18 protein-coding genes are annotated in these 21,062 nt (G+C 56.7%); 11 read left to right on the top strand and 7 right to left on the bottom strand.

Going from position 1 to position 21,062, the window contains the following annotated elements:
* The first annotated feature begins 141 nt into the window (after positions 1-141).
* A complete protein-coding gene (gene cysQ / locus APT89_RS21310; RefSeq protein WP_028015281.1) occupies positions 142-882 on the top strand; it encodes a 3'(2'),5'-bisphosphate nucleotidase CysQ in 741 nt (246 codons plus the stop codon).
* On the opposite strand, the gene APT89_RS21305 is transcribed toward cysQ, so the two are convergent.
* Positions 876-1,433 carry a YtfJ family protein gene (locus APT89_RS21305; protein ID WP_028015282.1) on the bottom strand — a complete coding sequence of 186 codons (558 nt, stop codon included), beginning with the start codon at positions 1,431-1,433 and terminating at the stop codon, positions 876-878. The two genes, cysQ and APT89_RS21305, sit on opposite strands and share 7 nt — an antisense overlap.
* 323 nt (positions 1,434-1,756) lie before the next feature.
* Here APT89_RS21305 and APT89_RS21300 point away from each other — a divergent pair, with 323 nt between their 5' ends.
* Positions 1,757-1,963, top strand: a complete 207-nt coding sequence (locus tag APT89_RS21300; RefSeq protein ID WP_008501430.1) for a DUF1107 domain-containing protein — start codon at positions 1,757-1,759, stop codon at positions 1,961-1,963.
* Between the two features lie 75 nt (positions 1,964-2,038).
* On the opposite strand, the gene APT89_RS21295 is transcribed toward APT89_RS21300, so the two are convergent.
* Positions 2,039-3,376, bottom strand: coding sequence for a hemolysin family protein (locus APT89_RS21295; RefSeq protein ID WP_028015283.1), 1,338 nt, complete (start codon positions 3,374-3,376; stop codon positions 2,039-2,041).
* Between the two features lie 211 nt (positions 3,377-3,587).
* On the bottom strand, positions 3,588-4,229 hold the full coding sequence (gene msrA, locus APT89_RS21290; RefSeq protein WP_028015284.1) for a peptide-methionine (S)-S-oxide reductase MsrA: 642 nt from the start codon (positions 4,227-4,229) through the stop codon (positions 3,588-3,590).
* Between the two features lie 223 nt (positions 4,230-4,452).
* Between msrA and tamA the strand changes: the two genes are divergently transcribed.
* Genes tamA through APT89_RS21275 form a run of 3 tightly spaced genes read left to right on the top strand, consistent with a single transcriptional unit; the run spans position 4,453 to position 10,306 of the window.
* On the top strand, positions 4,453-6,186 hold the full coding sequence (gene tamA, locus APT89_RS21285; protein WP_045631255.1) for an autotransporter assembly complex protein TamA: 1,734 nt from the start codon (positions 4,453-4,455) through the stop codon (positions 6,184-6,186).
* On the top strand, positions 6,183-9,959 hold the full coding sequence (gene tamB, locus APT89_RS21280) for an autotransporter assembly complex protein TamB (RefSeq protein ID WP_060573516.1): 3,777 nt from the start codon (positions 6,183-6,185) through the stop codon (positions 9,957-9,959). Before tamA ends, tamB begins: the two co-directional genes overlap by 4 nt.
* Before the next feature lie 2 nt (positions 9,960-9,961).
* The gene (locus tag APT89_RS21275; RefSeq protein WP_008501424.1) at positions 9,962-10,306 is read left to right on the top strand and encodes a gamma-glutamylcyclotransferase family protein; all 345 of its coding nucleotides are present in this window, start codon (positions 9,962-9,964) and stop codon (positions 10,304-10,306) included.
* Between the two features lie 54 nt (positions 10,307-10,360).
* On the opposite strand, the gene ppa is transcribed toward APT89_RS21275, so the two are convergent.
* Positions 10,361-10,891 carry an inorganic diphosphatase gene (gene ppa, locus APT89_RS21270; RefSeq protein ID WP_041911466.1) on the bottom strand — a complete coding sequence of 177 codons (531 nt, stop codon included), beginning with the start codon at positions 10,889-10,891 and terminating at the stop codon, positions 10,361-10,363.
* Between the two features lie 309 nt (positions 10,892-11,200).
* Here ppa and ytfQ point away from each other — a divergent pair, with 309 nt between their 5' ends.
* The 5 genes from ytfQ to APT89_RS21245 all read left to right on the top strand — a co-directional run bounded on the left by ytfQ (position 11,201) and on the right by APT89_RS21245 (position 17,368).
* Positions 11,201-12,157, top strand: coding sequence for a galactofuranose ABC transporter substrate-binding protein YtfQ (ytfQ, locus tag APT89_RS21265; protein WP_021240696.1), 957 nt, complete (start codon positions 11,201-11,203; stop codon positions 12,155-12,157).
* Positions 12,158-12,222: 65 nt separating this feature from the next.
* The gene (gene ytfR, locus APT89_RS21260) at positions 12,223-13,725 is read left to right on the top strand and encodes a galactofuranose ABC transporter, ATP-binding protein YtfR (protein WP_041911465.1); all 1,503 of its coding nucleotides are present in this window, start codon (positions 12,223-12,225) and stop codon (positions 13,723-13,725) included.
* Between the two features lie 10 nt (positions 13,726-13,735).
* Entirely contained in the window at positions 13,736-14,761 is a 1,026-nt protein-coding gene (gene ytfT, locus APT89_RS21255; protein WP_162196517.1) for a galactofuranose ABC transporter, ATP-binding protein YtfT, read from the top strand.
* Entirely contained in the window at positions 14,748-15,728 is a 981-nt protein-coding gene (gene yjfF, locus APT89_RS21250; RefSeq protein WP_041911463.1) for a galactofuranose ABC transporter, permease protein YjfF, read from the top strand. The genes ytfT and yjfF overlap by 14 nt, the downstream gene beginning before the upstream one ends.
* 68 nt (positions 15,729-15,796) lie before the next feature.
* Positions 15,797-17,368: a methyl-accepting chemotaxis protein gene (locus APT89_RS21245; RefSeq protein WP_045631253.1), complete on the top strand. Its 1,572-nt coding sequence runs from the start codon at positions 15,797-15,799 to the stop codon at positions 17,366-17,368.
* On the opposite strand, the gene APT89_RS21240 is transcribed toward APT89_RS21245, so the two are convergent.
* Together APT89_RS21240 and fbp are read right to left on the bottom strand one after the other, a co-directional pair.
* On the bottom strand, positions 17,340-17,696 hold the full coding sequence (locus APT89_RS21240; protein ID WP_041911461.1) for a helix-turn-helix domain-containing protein: 357 nt from the start codon (positions 17,694-17,696) through the stop codon (positions 17,340-17,342). The genes APT89_RS21245 and APT89_RS21240 overlap by 29 nt on opposite strands.
* Before the next feature lie 148 nt (positions 17,697-17,844).
* Positions 17,845-18,843: a class 1 fructose-bisphosphatase gene (fbp, locus tag APT89_RS21235; RefSeq protein WP_028015293.1), complete on the bottom strand. Its 999-nt coding sequence runs from the start codon at positions 18,841-18,843 to the stop codon at positions 17,845-17,847.
* Between the two features lie 197 nt (positions 18,844-19,040).
* Here fbp and mpl point away from each other — a divergent pair, with 197 nt between their 5' ends.
* Entirely contained in the window at positions 19,041-20,414 is a 1,374-nt protein-coding gene (mpl, locus tag APT89_RS21230) for a UDP-N-acetylmuramate:L-alanyl-gamma-D-glutamyl-meso-diaminopimelate ligase (RefSeq protein ID WP_028015294.1), read from the top strand.
* Between the two features lie 73 nt (positions 20,415-20,487).
* Here mpl and yjgA read toward each other — a convergent pair whose 3' ends face one another.
* Entirely contained in the window at positions 20,488-21,039 is a 552-nt protein-coding gene (yjgA, locus tag APT89_RS21225; protein WP_028015295.1) for a ribosome biogenesis factor YjgA, read from the bottom strand.
* Positions 21,040-21,062 lie beyond the last annotated feature (23 nt).

Below are 21,062 nucleotides of genomic sequence, written 5' to 3'. Positions count from 1 at the left end.
GTTTGTTGCTTACAGAAATGTGAATCCTGACAGAAAAAAGCGACCTGAAACCGGAATTGCTTCACAGATAGCGGAATTGTTCACATTACGATATAACTAAAACAAAGAGTTAACCTCACTGCGTTAACAAAGAGGTGGAAAATGCTAGATAAGATTTGTCAGCTCGCACGGGATGCGGGAGATGCCATCATGCAGGTGTATGACGGTGTAAAACCGATGGAGGTCGTCAGCAAGGCGGACGACTCCCCGGTCACGGCGGCCGATATCGCGGCGCATAAGGTGATCCTGCAAGGTCTGCAGGCCTTAACGCCGGATATCCCTGTTCTGTCTGAAGAAGCGCCGCAAAGCTGGGACGAGCGCCAGCACTGGCAGCGCTATTGGCTGGTCGATCCGCTGGACGGGACAAAAGAGTTCATCAAGCGCAACGGTGAGTTCACCGTCAATATTGCCCTGATTGAGAAGGGTAAAGCGGTGCTCGGCGTGGTCTACGCGCCGGTAATGAAGGTGATGTACAGCGCTGCAGAAGGGAAGGCCTGGAAGGAGGAGTGCGGCGTACGCAAGCAGATCCAGGTGCGCGATGCCCGTCCACCGCTGGTGGTGATTAGCCGCTCGCACAGCGACAGCGAGCTGGAGGAATACCTGCAACAGCTGGGTGAACACCAGACCACCTCGATTGGCTCGTCGCTGAAATTCTGCCTGGTGGCGGAAGGTCAGGCGCAGCTGTATCCGCGCTTTGGGCCAACCAACGTCTGGGATACCGCGGCAGGCCATGCCGTTGCCGCGGCCGCCGGGGCGCATGTCCATGACTGGCAGGGCAAGCCGCTGGACTACACCCCGCGCGAATCCTTCCTCAACCCCGGCTTCCGCGTCTCTCTTTACTGAGCCAGCAGTTTGTGCAGCAGGGCGACAACCTGCTGCACCTCTTCCTGGGTCAGCGCCCCGTCTTTCACCCACTGCACGCGGCCGTCCTTATCCAGCACGACAATCGCGGAGCTCTCTTCCTCAAGCTGCCAGGCCTTACGCGTCACGCCGTTGCTGTCGACGATAAACTGCGACCACGGGTAGAGCTTTTTATTGCTCTCAAGGCTTGAGCGCACAAACATCCCGGAGCCAGGGATGGCATCATCGGTGTTCACAATCGTGGTGGTCTGGTAGCGGTCATGAGGGAATTTTGCGGCCTTGATCGCCTCCACCAGGCTGGCATTCTTCTCTTTTGCGGATGTACGACCGGCAATATGTTGTACAACTCTCACTTTGCCCGCGAGCTGCGCGCTATTCCAGGCTTTATAGCTAAACTTATCATTGTCGAGAATCAATTCTCCCCGGTCAGCAATGCCGACTGGCGGTACACGTTGTCCTTTTTCAATGCTGTGAGCGGAAGCCCACAGGGGCAGCAGCAGGCAGGCTGCCGCAAGGATGTTACGTAGGGTCATGGCGTTTCCTTATTGTTTGCAGGTGATCCGACCACTTGGTCATACGTTTTAATCATAAGTGCGATCAATGTGGTTTTCCCGCAATCCGAGTGCCAGTTTGCGGGTGAACGCACATATCCATGAAAAAACGACGGCTTATACTGCTCTCTATCACGCTTTGCAAAGATTATTCTGAATAATTGTAATCAAACGGTAAATAAACTTATGCACACTGGGTAACACCGTAGTTCTGGTCTATAGTCATTGGGCATCAAAATTTGCGCTCAGGACAGTCGGGCCGATTGTGGCACCGCAAGAGCGTATGATTCGCAGGAGATACAAGAATGAAAATTTTCCAACGCTACAACCCGCTTCAGGTGGCGAAGTACGTGAAGATCCTGTTCCGTGGACGGTTGTACATCAAGGATGTTGGCGCTTTTGAGTTTGATAAGGGCAAGATCCTTGTCCCAAAAGTGAAGGACAAACAGCACCTGTCTGTGATGTCCGAAGTCAACCGTCAGGTTATGCGTCTGCAAACTGAGATGGCTTAACCAACGTGCTATGCAGTAGGTAGTTAAAAAGACGGCTCCCGATGGGAGCCGTTGATGTTTGTGGGGGCAGGAACGTTACGCCGACACCTTCTCTTCCGCGTCCGGCAGCTTCGGCACCAGTACGGTCGGCTTGTTGTCAATACGCGTCACCAGCAGCTGGTCGATGCGATAGTTATCAATATCCACCACCTCAAACTTGTAGCCGGAGAACTTCACCGAGTCGGTGCGTTTCGGGATTTTACGCAGCATAAACATCATAAAGCCGCCGATGGTTTCGTAGTTACCGGACTGCGGGAACTCGTCGATATCCAGCACGCGCATGACGTCTTCAATCGGCGTACCGCCGTCGATCAGCCATGAATTATCGTCACGCTGAACAATCTGCTCTTCCAGTCCCTGGCCAACCAGGTCTCCCATCAGCGTGGTCATCACGTCGTTCAGCGTGATGATACCCACCACCAGCGCGTATTCATTCATGATCACCGCGAAGTCTTCCCCGGCGGTTTTGAAACTTTCCAGCGCTTCGGAGAGCGTCAGGGTGTCCGGCACAATCAGGGTATTGCGGATCTGCACGCCGCTGTTGAGCGCCAGGCTCTGGTTTGCCAGCACGCGGTTCAGCAGGTCTTTGGAGTCGACGTAACCGATGATGTGGTCGATATCTTCATTACAGACCAGGAACTTGGAGTGAGGATGCTGCGCCACTTTGTTCTTCAGGCTCTGCTCATCTTCATGTAAATCGAACCAGATAATGTTTTCACGGCCCGTCATGGAAGAGGGCACAGTACGGGATTCCAGTTCAAATACGTTCTCAATCAGCTCGTGTTCCTGCTTACGCAGCACCCCGGCTAGCGCGCCGGCTTCCACCACCGCATAAATGTCGTCAGAGGTGATGTCGTCTTTACGCACCATTGGCAGCTTAAAGATGCGGAAAATCACGTTCGCCAGGCCGTTGAAGAACCACACCAGCGGACGAAACACGTACAGACAGAAGCGCATCGGGTTGATGATACGCAAAGCTACAGCTTCTGGCGCAATCATACCGATGCGTTTCGGGGTCAGGTCTGCAAAGAGGATGAACAGGCCGGTTACCAGCGAGAAGGAGAGAATAAAGCTCAGCTGTTCGGCAAGCTCAGCGGACATGTATTTGACAAAGAGGCTATAAAACGCTGGAGAAAAGGCCGCATCGCCCACGATACCGCCGAGAATGGCGACCGCGTTAAGGCCAATCTGCACCACGGTGAAGAACATGCCGGGGTTTTCCTGCATTTTCAGGATGCGGGTGGCATTGATGTTGCCCTCGTCGGCAAGCAGCTTAAGTTTGATTTTACGGGACGCGGCCAGCGAGATCTCAGATATCGAGAAAAATGCACTGACGGCAATAAGACAAAGTATTACTAAAATACTGTTTAACATAGTTTATCCGGCTTCTCGCCAGATCCTCAGAAGGGGAGTTGATACCATTTGTGTGAAAACACGTAGAACGTCAGCTCGTAGCGTTGAGCCGATTATTTCAGCGGTAGTATAGCGTAAAGAGATGTAAATCTGCCAGAGGTCACATTTTTGGCATAAAACAGACCGGACAGCGTGCGCTGTCCGGTACGGGTGACGATTTAACGGTTAATAATCAGGCAAGCTGTGGCGGCAGGCAAACGCCGATGCCTCCGATGCCGCAGTAGCCGTACGGGTTTTTATGCAGATACTGCTGGTGATCGTCCTCGGCGTAGTAGAACGGTTTCGCCGTCGCGATTTCCGTGGTCACCTCGCGCGTATCGCCTGCTTCACGCATGGCCTGCTGGAAACGCTCAAGGCTGGCGCGCGCGGCGGCGTCCTGCTCAGGCGTGAGCGGATAAATGGCCGAGCGATACTGTGTGCCGTGGTCGTTGCCCTGACGCATGCCCTGCGCCGGGTCGTGGTTTTCCCAGAAGACCTGCAGGAGCTGTTCGTAGCTGATGACCGTCGGGTCATATACCACGCGTACCGCTTCCGCATGGCCGGTTTCGCCGGAGCAGACTTCGCGGTAGGTTGGATTCGGCGTATAGCCGCCCGTGTAGCCGGCCGCGGTGCTGTAGACGCCGGGCAGCTGCCAGAAGAGGCGCTCAACGCCCCAGAAGCAGCCCATGGCGAACAGGGCGATTTCCATTCCATCAGGAACGTTGGTCATTGAATGGTTATTGACGGCGTGTAAGGTCGCCACAGGCATAGGGGTGTTGCGTCCCGGTAATGCATCAGCTTGTGAAACCAGATGCTTCTTGTCGAATAAACTCACGATGGGGCCTCCCGGGGTGCGATGTTTCGGTTAAGGTTGTCACGAAGCGTTTAATTGAACACAATAAATGCGCTGAATGAGACTAGATTTAATCATAAGAAATATTTGGGTGTTACACCCGTTTTCAACCCACGATTTGGGTTTTTGGCTTCCGGGCCGTATTTTGCCGCACGGCGGCGCTTCATTTGCTTCCAGGGTGGAAAAGGGATATTCAGGAGAAAACGTGACAAAAATCCGCCAGTTATGTTTAGTCAGTGTATTGCTGACAAGCGGGGTTGCCAGCGCGGCGAATGTCCGTTTGCAGGTTGAGGGGTTATCCGGGACGCTGGAAAAAAACGTGCGTGCGCAGCTGTCGACCATCCAGAGCGATGAGGTGACGCCGGACCGGCGTTTTCGCGCGCGCGTGGATGACGCGATCCGTGAAGGGCTAAAAGCGCTGGGGTATTACGAACCCACCATTGATTTCGATCTCCGCCCGCCGCCAAAGAAGGGGCGTCAGGTGCTTATTGCCCGCGTCTCGCCGGGCGAGCCGGTGCTGATTGGCGGCACGAACGTCATCCTGCGCGGCGGCGCGCGTACCGACCGCGACTACCTGGACCTGCTCAGCACGCGGCCGAAAATCGGCACCGTGCTCAACCACGGTGACTACGACCACTTCAAAAAAGAGCTGACGAGCGTCTCTCTGCGCAAGGGCTACTTCGACAGCCAGTTCAATAAAAGCCAGCTGGGCATCGCGCTGGAGCGACGTCAGGCCTTCTGGGATATTGACTACGACAGCGGCGAACGCTACCGCTTTGGCGATGTAACGTTTGAGGGTTCGCAAATTCGTGAAGAGTATCTGCAAAACCTCGTGCCGTTTAAAAAAGGCGATTACTACCAGTCGAGCGATCTGGCGGAGCTGAACCGTCGCCTCTCCGCTACCGGCTGGTTTAACTCCGTGGTTGTCGCACCGGAATTTGATAAGTCTCGCAAAACCAAGGTGTTGCCGCTGCATGGCGTTGTCTCGCCGCGCACCGAGAACACCATTGAGACCGGTGTTGGCTACTCGACAGACGTCGGTCCGCGCGTGAAGACCTCCTGGAAAAAGCCGTGGATGAACTCCTACGGCCACAGCCTGACCACCAGCGCCAGCATTTCCGCGCCGGAACAGCAGCTTGATTTCAGCTATAAAATGCCGCTGCTGAAAAACCCGCTTGAGCAATATTATCTTTTGCAGGGCGGCTTTAAGCGTACCGATTTGAACGATACCGAGCAGGACTCGACAACGCTTGCGGTTTCACGCTTCTGGGATCTCTCCAGCGGCTGGCAGCGCGCCATTAACCTGCGCTGGAGCCTTGATCACTTTACCCAGGCAAACGTCACCAATACCACTATGCTGCTTTATCCGGGCGTGATGATCAGCCGCACCCGCTCGCGCGGCGGCCTGATGCCAACCTGGGGTGATTCACAGCGTTACTCTATCGACTACTCCAATACGATGTGGGGCTCTGACGTCGACTTCACGGTGGTGCAGGCGCAAAACGTCTGGATCCGCACGCTGTATGACAAACACCGCTTTGTGATGCGCGGCAATCTCGGCTGGATTGAGACGGGTGATTTCGAGCGCGTTCCGCCGGATCTGCGCTTCTTCGCCGGGGGCGACCGCAGCATTCGCGGGTATAAGTACAAATCGATCTCACCTGAAAACGAAAAAGGCCAGCTGACCGGGGCATCCAAACTGGCGACCGGATCGCTGGAGTATCAGTACAACGTCAGCGGCAAGTGGTGGGGCGCCATGTTTGTTGACGGTGGTGAAGCGGTGAACGATATCCGCCGCAGCGACTTTAAAACTGGTGCAGGCGTGGGCGTACGCTGGCAATCACCCGTCGGGCCCATCAAGCTCGATTTCGCCGTGCCGGTGGGCGACAAAGATGAACACGGATTACAGTTTTACATCGGTCTGGGGCCTGAATTATGAGTTTATGGAAGAAAATAAGCCTCGGGGTACTGATTTTTATCGTGCTGCTGCTCGGTACGGTGGCGTTTCTGGTGGGAACGACGACCGGGCTGCATCTGCTGTTTAACGCCGCGAACCGTTGGGTGCCGGGGCTGGAAATTGGTCAGGTAACGGGCGGCTGGCGCGACCTGCGTCTGAAGAACATCCGCTACGAGCAGCCGGGCGTGGTGGTCAACGCCGGGGAATTTCATCTCGCGGTGAAGCTGGGCTGCCTGCGGGACAGCAAGCTCTGCGTAAACGATCTGTCGCTAAAAGACGTCAACGTGGCGGTAGACTCAAAGAAAATGCCGAAGTCTGCGCCGGTTGAGGAAGAGGACAGCGGCCCGCTGAATCTCTCCACGCCGTACCCGATTGCGCTCTATCGGGTGGCGCTCGATAACGTCAATATCAAAATCGACGACACCACCGTTTCGGTGATGGATTTCACCTCCGGTCTGCGTTGGCAGGAGAAAAACCTCACCCTGACGCCAACCTCGCTGCAAGGGTTGCTGATTGCGCTGCCGAAAGTGGCGGACGTGGCGCAGGAAGAGATCGTCGAACCGAAGATCCAGAACCCGCAGCCGGAAGAGAAGCCGCTGGGCGAAACGCTGAAAGAACTCTTCTCGAAGCCTGTCCTGCCTGAAATGACCGACGTGCATCTGCCGCTGAACCTCAACATTGAGGAGTTCAAAGGCGAACAGCTGCGCCTGACCGGCGACACCGATCTGACGGTCTTTAACATGCTGCTGAAAGTCAGCAGCATTGACGGCAACATGAAGCTCGACGCGCTGGATATCGACACCAACCAGGGCTCGGTGAACGCGTCAGGCAACGCCCTGCTGCGCGACAGCTGGCCGGTGGATATCACCCTCAATAGCGCCCTGAATATCGACCCGCTGAAGGGCGAAAAAGTGAAGGTTAAAGTGGGCGGGGCGCTGCGCGAGAAGCTGGATATCGGGGTGAATCTCTCCGGCCCGGTAGACATGGCCCTGCGCGCGCAAACCCAGCTGGCGGAAGCCGGGCTGCCGCTCAATCTTGAGGTTGTCAGCAAGCAGCTTTACTGGCCGTTTACCGGCGAAAAACAGTATCAGGCCGACGATCTGAAGCTGAAGCTGAGCGGCAAAATGACCGACTACACGCTCTCGTTCCGCACTGCGGTGAAGGGGCAGGGCGTGCCGCCCGCGACCATCACGCTGGATGCAAAAGGCAACGAACAGCAGGTTAACCTCGACAAGCTGACCGTCGCGGCGCTGGAAGGCAAAACGGAACTGACCGCGCTGCTCGACTGGCAGCAGGCGATCAGCTGGCGCGGCGAGCTGAAGCTGACGGGAATTAACACCGCCAAAGAGGTGCCGGACTGGCCGTCGAAGCTGGACGGGCTGATCAAAACCCGCGGCAGCCTCTACGGCGGCACGTGGCAGATGGACGTGCCGGAAATCAAGCTCACCGGGAACGTGAAGCAGAACAAGGTGAACGTTGAAGGCTCGGTGAAGGGCAACAGCTACCTGCAGTGGATTATCCCGGGACTGCACGTGGCGCTGGGCCGCAACACGGCGGATATCAAAGGCGAGCTGGGGGTAAAAGATCTCAATCTTGACGCCACCATCGACGCGCCGAATCTGGATAACGCCCTGCCGGGTCTGGGCGGTACGGCGAAAGGACTCGTGAAAGTGCGCGGCACCGTGGACGCGCCGCAGCTGCTGGCAGATATCACCGCCAACAATCTGCGCTGGCAGGAGCTGAGCGTTGCCCGCGTCCGCGTGGAAGGGGATGTGAAATCCACCGATCAGATCGGCGGCAACCTGAACCTGCGCGTGGAGCGCATTTCCCAGCCGGACGTGAACATTAGCCTGGTGACTCTGGACGCCAAAGGGAACGAGAAGCAGCACGACCTCCAACTGCGCGTGCAGGGCGAGCCCGTCTCCGGCCAGCTTCACCTGACCGGCAGCTTTGACCGGAAGGAAACGCGCTGGAAAGGAACGCTGGACAACACTCGCTTCAACACCCCGGTGGGGCCGCTGGCGCTCTCGCGCTCCATTGCGCTGGACTACCGCAACGCCGAGCAGAAGATCAGCATCGGGCCTCACTGCTGGACCAACCCGAACGCGGAGCTGTGCGTGCCGCAGACCATTGATGCGGGGGCGGAAGGGCGCGCGCAGATCAACCTGAACCGCTTCGATCTGGCGATGCTGAAACCGTTTATGCCGGACACCACGCAGGCCAGCGGCGTCTTCAGCGGGAAAGCCGATGTCGCCTGGGACACCACCAAAGAGGGGCTTCCACAGGGCAGCGTCACGCTTTCCGGGCGCAACGTGAAGGTGACGCAGGAAGTCAACGACGCGCCGCTGCCGGTGGCCTTCGACACTCTGAACGTGAGTGCAGACCTGCATAACAACCGTGCGGAGCTGGGGTGGCTTATCCGTCTGACCAACAACGGCCAGATGGACGGGCAGATACAGATTACCGATCCGCAGGGGCGGCGCAATCTGGGCGGCAACGTCAATATTCGTAACTTCAACCTGGCGATGGTCAACCCGATCTTCGCCCGCGGGGAAAAAGCCGAGGGCATGGTAAATGCCAACCTGCGCCTGGCGGGCAACGCGCAAAGCCCTCAGCTGTTCGGCCAGCTGCGGCTCAGCGGTGTGGATATCGACGGTAACTTTATGCCATTCGATATGCAGCCCAGCCAGATTGCGATGAACTTCAACGGCATGAGCTCGACGCTGAACGGCTCGGTATTAACTCAGCAGGGGCAAATCAACCTGAGCGGCGACGCGGACTGGAGCCAGCTCGACAACTGGCGCGCCCGTATTGCCGCGAAAGGCAGTAAGGTGCGCATTACCGTACCGCCAATGGTGCGCCTGGACGTCTCGCCGGACGTGGTCTTTGAGGCGACGCCAAGCCTCTTCACCCTGGATGGCCGCGTGGACGTGCCGTGGGCGCGTATCGTGGTTCACGAGGTGCCGGAAAGCGCGGTCGGCGTCTCCAGTGATGAAGTTATGCTCAATGAAAATCTGAAACCTGTCGAACAGAAGAGCGCTGGCATACCGATTAATAGTAACCTTATCGTGCACGTGGGAAATAACGTGCGGTTGGATGCGTTTGGGCTGAAGGCGAGGCTCACGGGCGACCTGAAAGTGGCGCAGGATAAACAAGGGCTTGGCCTCAATGGGCAGATCAATATTCCTGAAGGGCGTTTCCATGCCTATGGTCAGGATCTGATTGTCCGTAAAGGCGAGCTGCTGTTCTCCGGCCCACCGGATCAACCGCTGTTGAACATCGAAGCGATTCGTAACCCGGAAGCGACGGAAAACGACGTCATTGCTGGCGTACGCGTCACCGGCTCTGCCGACGAACCGAAGGCGGAGATCTTCTCCGACCCGGCGATGTCGCAGCAGGAAGCCCTCTCTTATCTGCTGCGCGGACAAGGTCTGGACAGCGGACAAAGCGACAGTGCGGCGATGACCTCAATGTTGGTCGGTCTGGGGGTTGCACAAAGTGGGCAGGTTGTGGGTAAAATCGGCGAGACGTTCGGCGTAAGCAATCTGGCGCTGGACACCCAGGGCGTGGGTGACTCCTCGCAGGTGGTGGTCAGCGGCTATGTACTGCCGGGTCTGCAGGTAAAATATGGTGTGGGGATCTTTGACTCACTGGCAACACTCACGTTACGCTATCGCCTGATGCCTAAGCTATATCTGGAAGCAGTGTCCGGCGTAGACCAGGCACTTGATCTGCTCTATCAGTTTGAGTTTTAGCAATGCGAATATTTGTCTACGGCAGTTTACGAACCAGGCAAGGCAACAGTCACTGGATGACCAATGCCCAGCTACTGGGGAATTACAATATCGAGAACTACCAGTTGTACAGCCTGGGCCACTATCCAGGCGCGGTTCCCGGCGAAGGAACAGTACAGGGTGAAGTTTATCGTATTGATAATGCTACACTTGCCGAACTTGATGCCTTGCGCACCAGGGGCGGTGAATACGCTCGCCAGTTGATCCAGACACCGTACGGAAGCGCGTGGATGTATGTCTACCAGCGTCCGGTCGACGGGTTAACGCGGATTGTAAGCGGTAACTGGTTAGACAGAGACCAGTACTGAAAAACGACAACGCCACCGTGAGGTGGCGTTGTTTTTTGTGTCTGGCAGTAAGAATTACTTCTTAGCAGCGCGTTCGAAGGAGGCGATGATTTCTGCTTTCGCCGCTTCTGCGTTGTCCCAGCCGTCAACCTTAACCCATTTACCTTTTTCGAGGTCTTTGTAGTGCTCGAAGAAGTGGGCGATCTGCGCTTTCAGCAGCTCTGGCAGGTCATTCACATCTTTAATGTGATCGTACTCTTTGCTCAGCTTGGTGTGCGGTACCGCAACCAGCTTCGCATCTTCACCCGCTTCGTCAGTCATCTTCAGCACGCCAACAGGACGGCAGCGAATGACGGAGCCTGGCTGCAGTGGGTATGGCGTTGGAACCAGTACGTCAACCGGGTCACCGTCCAGAGACAGGGTGTGGTTGATGTAGCCGTAGTTGCACGGATAGAACATGGCGGTAGACATGAAACGGTCAACGAACAGCGCACCGGTGTCTTTGTCGATTTCGTATTTGATTGGATCTGCGTTGGCCGGGATTTCAATAACAACGTAGATGTCTTCTGGCAGTTCTTTACCCGCTGGGACGTTGAGTAAGCTCATGTCGGTGTCCTTTAAAATGGATGGTAAACAAGTGGCAGGTATTATAGCCAACTCACGCTGAATGTCTCCGCCTCTTTTCGCTTTCTCTCCCCGCAAGCCCCACTTTTCAGACCGTTTCCATGACAGGAAAATCCATAAACTCAGCCGCATTTTTAATGGTGAAATGAAAGCGATTACAAACTTGTGATTAACATTTTATTCACTTTCCTGAAGTGTGATGTAACGCAATTCGTTACATATTTCATTGGCTATAGTCATTTCGCAGAACATCTTTTAACCAACAATAAACACCCCTACGAGGACGCTCATATGTGGAAGCGCTTACTTCTTGTCACAGCAGTTTCGGCAGCCATGTCGTCTATGGCGATGGCCGCTCCCTTAACCGTAGGTTTTTCGCAAGTTGGCTCTGAATCCGGCTGGCGTGCGGCGGAAACCAACGTTGCGAAAAGCGAGGCTCAGAAACGCGGCATCACCCTGAAAATCGCCGATGGTCAGCAAAAGCAGGAAAACCAGATCAAAGCCGTGCGCTCGTTTATCGCCCAGGGCGTGGATGCCATCTTTATTGCGCCAGTGGTGGCGACCGGCTGGGAACCGGTTCTGAAGGAAGCGAAAGACGCTGAAATTCCGGTTTTCCTGCTCGACCGTTCCATCGATGTTAAAGACAAATCTCTCTATATGACCACCGTCACCGCTAATAACGTGCTTGAAGGGCAGTTAATTGGCGACTGGCTGATTAAACAGGTCGACGGCAAGCCGTGTAACGTCGTTGAACTGCAGGGCACCGTCGGCGCGAGCGTGGCCATCGACCGTAAGAAAGGCTTTGCTGAGGCCATTGCCAAAGCGCCAAACATCAAGATTATCCGCTCCCAGTCCGGCGACTTTACCCGCAGTAAGGGTAAAGAGGTCATGGAGAGCTTTATCAAGGCTGAAAACAACGGCAAGAATATCTGCATGGTTTACGCCCACAACGATGACATGGCGATCGGGGCGATTCAGGCGATTAAAGAAGCGGGCCTGAAGCCGGGCAAAGATATCCTCACCGGCTCTATCGACGGCGTGCCGGACATCTACAAAGCGATGATCGACGGTGAAGCCAATGCCAGCGTCGAGCTGACGCCGAACATGGCGGGCCCGGCATTCGACGCGCTGGAGAAATTCAAGAAAGACGGCACGATGCCTGAGAAGGTGACCGTCACCAAGTCCACGCTCTACCTGCCTGATACAGCGAAAGAAGAGTTAGAGAAGAAGAAAAATATGGGCTACTGATCCAGTGAAATTGCCGGGTGGCGCTGCGCTTACCCGGCCTACGGGAACGTGCCGGGGACGTGAATATGAAAACTGAACAACACCAGGAAATCCTCCGCACAGAGGGCTTGAGTAAATTCTTCCCCGGCGTAAAGGCGCTGGATAGCGTTGATTTCAGCCTGCGGCGCGGTGAGATCATGGCGCTGCTGGGCGAGAACGGCGCGGGAAAATCGACGCTGATCAAATCGCTGACCGGCGTTTATCACGCCGATCGCGGCACCATCTGGCTGGAAGGCAATGCCATTTCGCCAAAAAATACCGCCCACGCCCAGCAGTTGGGGATCGGGACGGTTTACCAGGAAGTGAACCTGCTGCCGAATATGTCGGTGGCAGACAACCTGTTTATTGGCCGCGAGCCACGCCGCTTTGGCCTGCTGCGCCGCAAAGAGATGGAGGCGCGCGCCACGAAGCTGATGGAGTCCTACGGCTTCTCCCTCGACGTCCGCGAGCCGCTGAACCGCTTTTCCGTGGCGATGCAGCAGATCGTCGCCATCTGTCGCGCGATCGATCTCTCTGCGAAGGTGCTGATCCTCGATGAACCCACCGCCAGCCTCGATACCCAGGAAGTGGAGATGCTCTTCACCCTGATGCGCCAGCTGCGCGATCAGGGCGTGAGCCTGATCTTCGTCACGCACTTTCTCGATCAGGTGTATGAGGTGAGCGACCGCATTACGGTGCTGCGCAACGGCAGCTTTGTCGGCTGCCGCGAAACCCGCGAGCTGCCGCAGATCGAGCTGGTGAAAATGATGCTGGGCCGCGAGCTGGAAACCAACGCGCTCCAGCGTGCGGGCCGCACGTTGCTGAGCGAAAAACCGGTTGCCGCGTTCAGCGATTACGGCAAGAAAGGCGTGATATCGCCGTTTAACCTTGAGGTGCGTCCCGGCGAAATTGTCGGGCTGGCGGGCCTGCTGGGCTCGGGCCGAACCGAAACCGCCGAGGTGATCTTCGGGATCAAGCCTGCCGACAGCGGCACCGCGCTGATCAAGGGCAAACCGCAAACCCTGCGATCGCCGCATCAGGCCTCCTGTCTGGGCGTTGGCTTCTGCCCGGAAGACCGGAAAACGGACGGCATCATTGCCGCCGCCTCGGTGCGGGAAAATATCATCCTGGCCCTGCAGGCCCAGCGCGGCTGGCTACGCCCGATCCCTCGTAAAGAACAAAACGCCATCGCCGAGCGCTTTATCCGCCAGCTCGGCATCCGCACCCCGAGCGCGGAACAGCCGATTGAATTTCTCTCCGGCGGTAACCAGCAGAAGGTGCTGCTCTCCCGCTGGCTGCTGACCAAACCGCAGTTCCTGATCCTTGACGAGCCGACGCGCGGTATCGACGTGGGCGCGCACGCCGAAATTATCCGGCTTATCGAAACGCTCTGTGCGGACGGGCTGGCCCTGCTGGTTATCTCATCCGAGCTGGAGGAGCTGGTGGGCTATGCCGATCGCGTCATCATCATGCGCGATCGCAAACAGGTGGCAGAGATCCCGCTGGATAAACTGTCCGTTCCGGCAATCATGAATGCCATCGCGGCGTAAGGAGTGAATCGTGATGTCCCGTTCGCTTTCGCAAACCGGTGAGTCAAAGCGCCGCTTTAGCTGGCCAACCGGCACGCCGCAAATTGCAGCGCTGCTGGTGGTGCTGCTGGTAGATAGCCTTGTCGCACCGCATTTCTTCCAGATTATTGTTCAGGATGGCCGCCTGTTTGGCAGCCCGATCGATATTTTAAACCGCGCCGCGCCCGTGGCGCTGCTGGCGATTGGAATGACGCTGGTGATCGCCACCGGCGGAATAGATCTCTCCGTCGGCGCGGTGATGGCTATCGCCGGGGCCACGGCAGCCTCCATGACCGTGGCCGGTCACAGCCTGCCGGTGGTACTGCTGGCGGCCTTAGGCACCGGCGTGCTGGCCGGACTATGGAACGGCATTCTGGTGGCGGTGCTTAAAATTCAGCCCTTTGTCGCTACGCTGATCCTGATGGTGGCCGGGCGCGGGGTCGCACAGCTGATCACCTCGGGGCAGATTGTTACCTTCAACTCTCCGAGCCTGGCATGGCTTGGCAGCGGCAACCTTCTGTTCTTCCCGACGCCGGTGATTATTGCCCTGGTCACCCTTGTTGTCTTTTGGCTCTTCACCCGCAAAACGGCGCTCGGGATGTTTATTGAGGCGGTGGGGATCAACATTCGCGCCGCGCGCAACGCCGGGGTCAACACCCGCCTGATGGTGATGCTGACCTACGTGCTGAGCGGCGTCTGCGCCGCCATTGCCGGTGTCATCGTCGCCGCCGATATTCGCGGGGCCGATGCCAATAACGCCGGACTCTGGCTGGAGCTGGATGCGATCCTCGCGGTGGTGATCGGCGGCGGATCGCTGATGGGCGGGCGCTTTAACCTGCTGCTCTCGGTGATCGGCGCGCTGATCATTCAGGGCATGAACACCGGGATCCTGCTGTCGGGATTCCAGCCGGAACTCAACCAGGTGGTAAAAGCGGTAGTTGTACTCTGCGTGCTGATCGTCCAGTCGCCGCGCTTTGTCAGCATCATTAAGGGGATCCGTGGCCATGATAAAACGTAATTTACCGTTAATGATCACGCTGGGCGTGTTTGTGCTGGGGTATCTCTACTGCCTCACGCAGTTCCCCGGTTTTGCCTCAACGCGCGTGATCTGCAACATTCTGACGGACAACGCCTTTTTAGGCATTATCGCCGTCGGCATGACCTTTGTGATCCTCTCCGGCGGGATCGATCTCTCCGTCGGCTCGGTGATCGCGTTCACGGGGGTATTCCTCGCGAAGGCGATCGGTTTCTGGGGCATCTCGCCGCTGGTGGCGTTTCCGCTGGTGCTGGTGATGGGCTGCGCGTTTGGCGCCTTTATGGGGCTTCTGATCGACGCGCTGAAAATTCCGGCCTTTATCATCACGCTGGCCGGGATGTTTTTCCTGCGCGGCGTAAGTTATCTGGTTTCTGAGGAGTCGATTCCGATTAACCATCCGGTGTATGACACGCTCTCCAGCCTGGCGTGGAAAATTCCCGGCGGCGGGCGTTTAAGTGCGATGGGGCTGCTGATGCTGGGGGTGGTGGTGATTGGTATTTTCCTTGCCCACCGAACCCGGTTTGGCAATCAGGTTTATGCTATTGGCGGCAACGCCACGTCGGCCAACCTGATGGGGATCTCAACCCGCAGCACCACCATCCGCATCTATATGCTCTCGACCGGCCTGGCAACGCTGGCGGGTATTGTCTTCTCAGTTTATACCCAGGCGGGCTATGCCCTTGCAGGCGTCGGCGTCGAGCTGGATGCGATTGCCTCGGTGGTTATCGGCGGCACGCTGCTCAGCGGCGGGGTAGGGACGGTGCTGGGGACGCTGTTCGGTGTCGCGATCCAGGGGCTGATACAAACCTATATCAACTTTGACGGCACGCTCAGTTCGTGGTGGACGAAGATCGCCATCGGCATTCTGCTGTTTATTTTTATTGCCCTGCAGCGCGGTCTGACGGTGCTTTGGGAGAATCGTCAGAGTTCGCCTGTAACACGTGTATAAATATTCTCCGGTAGCGGCCGATAATCTTCTTTTATGCCCAGAAATATCTCGCTACCGGAAATAATATCATGCTTAAAACGCTATCGATTCGTACCGGCTTGCTCTCTTTACTGGCCGTTATGACCCTTCTGCTGCTGATTGTCAGCGGCATCGGCATTTATGCCCTCACACAGAGTTCTTCCTCACTGCAGCGCATTAATCACCTTCAGGGTGAGCAGATGGTGCAGCTGAATACCGGCTATACGCTGATCCTGCGCGCGCGCAATGAGGCGGGTCAGGCCGTCCGCATGATGGAAATCGGCATGCTGGACGATGCGGCCAAAGCGGTAAAAAACATCAATCAGGAAGTCGCTCTGGCCCGGAAAACGTTAAAAGGCGTGATTGACGGCGGCGTGGCTGACGAACAGGGGCAGCAGCTCCTCGACAAAGTCGCGGCCAGCCTGGCGACATATAACCAGCAGGGGATCGGCCCGATGCTGAAAACCCTGAATGACCAGAGCGCAGACAGCTATTACGATCTGCTGGAGAACACGCTGATTCCGGTGGCGAAGCAGTTCGATAACGACATGCAGGCGTTTCAGAAATGGAGCGAAGCGCGAGGTCAGGCGGAAGTGAGCGCCGTGCAGGCGAGTAAAACCCGCGTGCTGATCCTGATTATTGTCGCCGCGCTGCTGACGGCGGGCATTATCGCGCTCGCCTGGCTGGCGCTGCGCCATATGCTGCTCAAGCCGCTCTCGGCGTCGATTGCTCAGCTGGAGAACGTGGCAGCGGGCGATTTAACCCACACGCTGAATGCCCCGGCGAGCCAGGAGTTTAACCGCCTCAACGCGGCGATAGAGGAGATGCGTCAGTCGCTGATGAGCTCGGTTCTGCGGGTTCGCGATGCCAGCTCGCAAATTGATACCGGCAGCCGCGAGCTGACGGCGGGGAACCGGGATCTTGCCGAGCGCACCGAATCCACCGCCACGTCGCTGGAGCAGACCGCCGCCAGCATGGAGCAGATCACCGCCACGGTGAAGCTTAACGCCGACAACGCCGAGCAGGCGCACCAGCTGGCGAAGTCTGTTTCCGACACCGCCGATCACGGCAGCGAAATGGTCTGCTACGTGATTGAAAAAATGCGCGATATCTCCGGCAGTTCGGCGCGCATCGCCGACATCCTGAGCGTGATTGACGGTATTGCCTTCCAGACCAACATTCTGGCGCTTAACGCCTCCGTGGAAGCGGCGCGCGCGGGCGAGCAGGGACGCGGGTTTGCCGTGGTCGCCGGTGAAGTCCGCAACCTTGCCAGCCGCAGCGCCGACGCGGCGAAAGAGATCCGCTCTCTGATCGGCGATTCGCAGGCCCACGTTAACGAGGGCAGCGAGCTGGCCCAGCAGGCGGGTGAAACGATGGATGAGATTGCCACCGAAGTGCTGCGCATGACCAAACTGATGCGCGAAATTGCCACCGCGTCTCAGGAGCAGAGCCGCGGCATCGAGCAGGTGAATATTGCGGTGAACCAGATGGATGAAACCGCGCAGCAGAATGCGGCGCTGGTGCAGCAATCCTCCGCCGCGACCCGCTCCCTTGAGGAGCAGTCGCGTCAGCTGATGGAAGCCATGTCATCATTTAAAGTGACGGCTCAGACTGCGGCATAATATTTCCCAGCCCCGGTGCGTTCTGTGCCGGGGCTTTATTTCTCGCGGAATTTACTGCCGCAATATTATCGTGAATATCACCCATTAATAATTCCAGCGAGTTGGTTAACGCTAACGCTTTTTCAGTCGGCTCGAGATATAAACCTTTGCGAAAAAATAATGGCTCATCAAACAGTTGATTAAAACGCTTCAACGCCAGGCTCACCGCAGGACGGGACATCTCCAGGCGCAAAGAGGCTTTTGCCATACTGCCGCAGCGGACGACTTCAATAAATACAGGGATAAGATTTAAATCAATGCCGGTATTAGCCCGGGAATAATTTTTCATTGCAATTCTGCTCCAGGAAATAAATGTCAAACTGTTATGGAAATAATGCAGGAGCAGGGGGGAAGATTAAAGCGTGATTTTTATAAACACTTATACGGTAAAATATATAAATGTGTTGGGGAGCCAGACTGGCTCCCCGGGAGAGATATTACGCGTCCGGGTACTCACGGATAAAACGTTCAACGTCTTCAACCATATGGTTGTTGCCAACGAAGAACGAACGACGCTGGTGAAGGCTTTCCGGCACGATGTCCAGAATACGCTGTTTACCGTCGCTCGCCTTGCCGCCCGCCTGTTCGGCCAGGAACGCCATCGGGTTGCATTCGTACAGCAGGCGCAGCTTCCCGTCCGGGTGGCTGGCGGTGCTTGGGTAAAGGTAGATACCGCCCTTCAGCAGGTTACGGTGGAAATCCGCGACCAGAGAGCCAATGTAGCGGGACGTGTAAGGGCGCTGGGTCGCTTTATCTTCTTCCTGGCAGAATTTGATGTACTTCTTCACGCCGTTCGGGAACTTGATGTAGTTGCCTTCGTTGATGGAGTAAGTGCTGCCTTTCTCCGGGAAGCGCATACGTTCCTGGCACAGGCAGAAGACGCCCAGCGACGGATCGTAGGTAAAGGCGTGAACCCCGCATCCGGTGGTGTAGACCAGCATGGTGGACGAGCCATAAACGACGTAACCGGCCGCAACCTGGTTACTGCCCGGCTGCAGGAAATCTTCTTCGGTTACCGGCGTACCAACAGGCGTGACGCGGCGGTAGATGGAGAAAATGGTACCGACAGAAACGTTAACGTCGATGTTGGAGGAGCCGTCGAGCGGATCCATCAGTACGACGTATTTCGCGTGTTCACACCCTTCGAATACAACAATTTCATCTTCTTCTTCGGAGGCGATACCCGCAACGATGTCGCGCGCGCGCAGTGCAGCTTTCAGTTTTTCATTTGCGAACAGATCGAGTTTCTGCTGAACCTCGCCCTGAACGTTCTCGGCACCGCTGGCACCCAGGATATCGACCAGACCGGCCTTGTTGATATCACGGTGGATGATCTTAGCGCCCAGCTTTATTGCCGACAGCAAAGCAGTGAGTTCACCCGTAGCATGAGAGAACTCGTGCTGCTTTTCGACAATAAATTCACCTAACGTTTTCATAACACTTTCCCTGCATCTTTGTGAGTAGAGCGATTGTATGTTCACTAAAACGACTAAAGCCCAACAATCTTAACAAATATTCAAATAGTAGCGCAGAGGTGAATCGCGCCAGCAACATACGGATTTACCTGAAATGCGTTTCACAGCCGCTAACATGTGAGTAAAATGTGCGCCACATTAAAGAAGGATAGTGACGTATGCGCATTCATATATTGGGGATTTGTGGCACTTTCATGGGCGGACTGGCAATGCTGGCGCGCTCGCTGGGCCATGAAGTGACAGGTTCGGACGCCAATGTGTATCCGCCGATGAGCACGCTTCTGGAAAAACAGGGTATCTCTTTAATTCAGGGCTACGATGCCAGCCAGCTGGATCCCGAGCCGGATCTGGTCATCATTGGCAACGCCATGACCCGCGGTAACCCGTGCGTTGAAGCGGTGCTGGAACGCAATATTCCGTTCATGTCCGGCCCGCAGTGGCTGCATGATTTCGTGCTGCGCGACCGCTGGGTGGTTGCCGTAGCCGGTACCCACGGCAAAACCACCACCGCCGGCATGGCGACCTGGATCCTTGAAGCCTGCGGCTACAAGCCGGGCTTCGTGATCGGCGGCGTGCCGGGTAACTTCGACGTCTCTGCGCGTCTCGGCGACAGCCCGTTCTTTGTGATTGAAGCGGATGAATACGACTGCGCATTCTTCGACAAGCGTTCCAAATTCGTGCACTACTGCCCGCGCACGCTGATCCTCAACAACCTTGAGTTTGACCACGCGGATATCTTTGACGACCTGAAAGCCATTCAGAAACAGTTCCACCACCTGGTGCGCATTGTTCCGGGCCAGGGCCGCATTATCCTGCCGGAGAACGACATCAACCTGAAGCAGACCATGGCGATGGGCTGTTGGAGCGAGCAGGAACTGGTGGGCGAGCAGGGCCACTGGCAGGCGAAAAAACTCAACGCTGATGCCTCCGAGTGGGAAGTACTGCTCGACGGTGAGAAAGTGGGCGAGGTGAAATGGGGCCTGGTGGGCGAGCACAATATGCACAACGGCCTGATGGCGATCGCCGCGGCGCGCCACGTGGGCGTGCTGCCTGCGGATGCGGCCAATGCCCTGGGGACGTTTATCAACGCCCGCCGCCGCCTGGAGCTGCGCGGCGAAGCGAACGGCGTGACGGTGTATGACGATTTCGCGCACCACCCAACCGCCATTCTGGCGACGCTTGCTGCGTTACGTGGCAAGGTTGGCGGCACCGCGCGCATTCTGGCGGTGCTGGAACCACGCTCGAACACCATGAAAATGGGCATCTGCAAAGACGACCTCGCACCGTCCCTGGGACGTGCCGACGAAGTCTTCCTGCTGCAGCCGCAGCATATTCCGTGGCAGGTGGCTGAAGTGGCCGACGCCTGCATTCAGCCTGCGCACTGGAGCGCGGACGTGGATGTCTTAGCGGATATGGTGGTGAAAGCCGCACAGCCTGGCGACCACATTCTGGTGATGAGCAACGGCGGGTTCGGTGGGATCCATCAGAAGCTGCTGGACGGTCTGGCGAAGAAAGCCGCGGCCGCAGAGTAAAAAAAGCCCGGTGGCGCTAGCGCTTACCGGGCTTACATTATCTCTTCTCCCTCTCCCCTTTGGGGTGAGGGGCTTACTCTGCGTTCTCAGACAGCTCGCGCAGATACTGGAAAATCAGACGCGCGGATTTCGGCGGCTTATTCCCCTCTTTCTCTTTCTTCGCGTTGCGGATCAAAGAACGCAGCTGCTGGCGGTCGGCATCCGGCCACAGGTTCAGCACTTCCGGTACCGCATCATCACCCTGTTCAATCAGACGATCGCGGATCTGCTCCAGCTTATGGAACAGCGCAACCTGCTGGTTGTGGCGGTTCTTCAGCTTGTCCAGCGCCTGACGGATCGGATCCACGTCGCGCTGACGCAGCATTTTACCGATAAGCTGAAGCTGGCGACGACGGCCTTCTTTCTTGATTTTCTGTGCCAGTTCAATGGCATCACGCAGATCCTGGTCGAGCGGGATCTTATCCAGCGCGTTTTTACCCAGTTCTACCATTTCTGCGCCAAGCTGTTTTAACTCTTCGGCGTCACGTTTAATTTCACTTTTACTGACCCAGATGATCTCATCATCTTCGTCTTCGATGTCATCACCGGGAACGTCGTCGAGCCAGTCTTCGGGCTGCTTAGTCATGTCAGGCTCCTTAAAAAAAGAGG

Source organism: Enterobacter sp. 50588862 (assembly GCF_001462935.1).
Taxonomy (GTDB): Bacteria; Pseudomonadota; Gammaproteobacteria; order Enterobacterales; family Enterobacteriaceae; genus Enterobacter; species Enterobacter bugandensis.
This window is presented reverse-complemented; position numbering and strand designations above follow the sequence as displayed.

Excerpts from the sequence above, each read along its gene's own strand:
- APT89_RS21305 (WP_028015282.1), bottom strand. The coding sequence starts at position 1,433 with ATGACCCTACGTAACATCCTTGCGGCAGCCTGCCTGCTGCTGCCCCTG.
- APT89_RS21240 (WP_041911461.1), bottom strand. The coding sequence starts at position 17,696 with ATGAAAAATTATTCCCGGGCTAATACCGGCATTGATTTAAATCTTATC.
- mpl (WP_028015294.1), top strand. The coding sequence starts at position 19,041 with ATGCGCATTCATATATTGGGGATTTGTGGCACTTTCATGGGCGGACTG.
- APT89_RS21300 (WP_008501430.1), top strand. The coding sequence starts at position 1,757 with ATGAAAATTTTCCAACGCTACAACCCGCTTCAGGTGGCGAAGTACGTG.
- ppa (WP_041911466.1), bottom strand. The coding sequence starts at position 10,891 with ATGAGCTTACTCAACGTCCCAGCGGGTAAAGAACTGCCAGAAGACATC.
- yjgA (WP_028015295.1), bottom strand. The coding sequence starts at position 21,039 with ATGACTAAGCAGCCCGAAGACTGGCTCGACGACGTTCCCGGTGATGAC.
- ytfQ (WP_021240696.1), top strand. The coding sequence starts at position 11,201 with ATGTGGAAGCGCTTACTTCTTGTCACAGCAGTTTCGGCAGCCATGTCG.
- APT89_RS21245 (WP_045631253.1), top strand. The coding sequence starts at position 15,797 with ATGCTTAAAACGCTATCGATTCGTACCGGCTTGCTCTCTTTACTGGCC.
- fbp (WP_028015293.1), bottom strand. The coding sequence starts at position 18,843 with ATGAAAACGTTAGGTGAATTTATTGTCGAAAAGCAGCACGAGTTCTCT.
- cysQ (WP_028015281.1), top strand. The coding sequence starts at position 142 with ATGCTAGATAAGATTTGTCAGCTCGCACGGGATGCGGGAGATGCCATC.
- ytfR (WP_041911465.1), top strand. The coding sequence starts at position 12,223 with ATGAAAACTGAACAACACCAGGAAATCCTCCGCACAGAGGGCTTGAGT.
- APT89_RS21275 (WP_008501424.1), top strand. The coding sequence starts at position 9,962 with ATGCGAATATTTGTCTACGGCAGTTTACGAACCAGGCAAGGCAACAGT.
- APT89_RS21295 (WP_028015283.1), bottom strand. The coding sequence starts at position 3,376 with ATGTTAAACAGTATTTTAGTAATACTTTGTCTTATTGCCGTCAGTGCA.
- yjfF (WP_041911463.1), top strand. The coding sequence starts at position 14,748 with ATGATAAAACGTAATTTACCGTTAATGATCACGCTGGGCGTGTTTGTG.
- tamB (WP_060573516.1), top strand. The coding sequence starts at position 6,183 with ATGAGTTTATGGAAGAAAATAAGCCTCGGGGTACTGATTTTTATCGTG.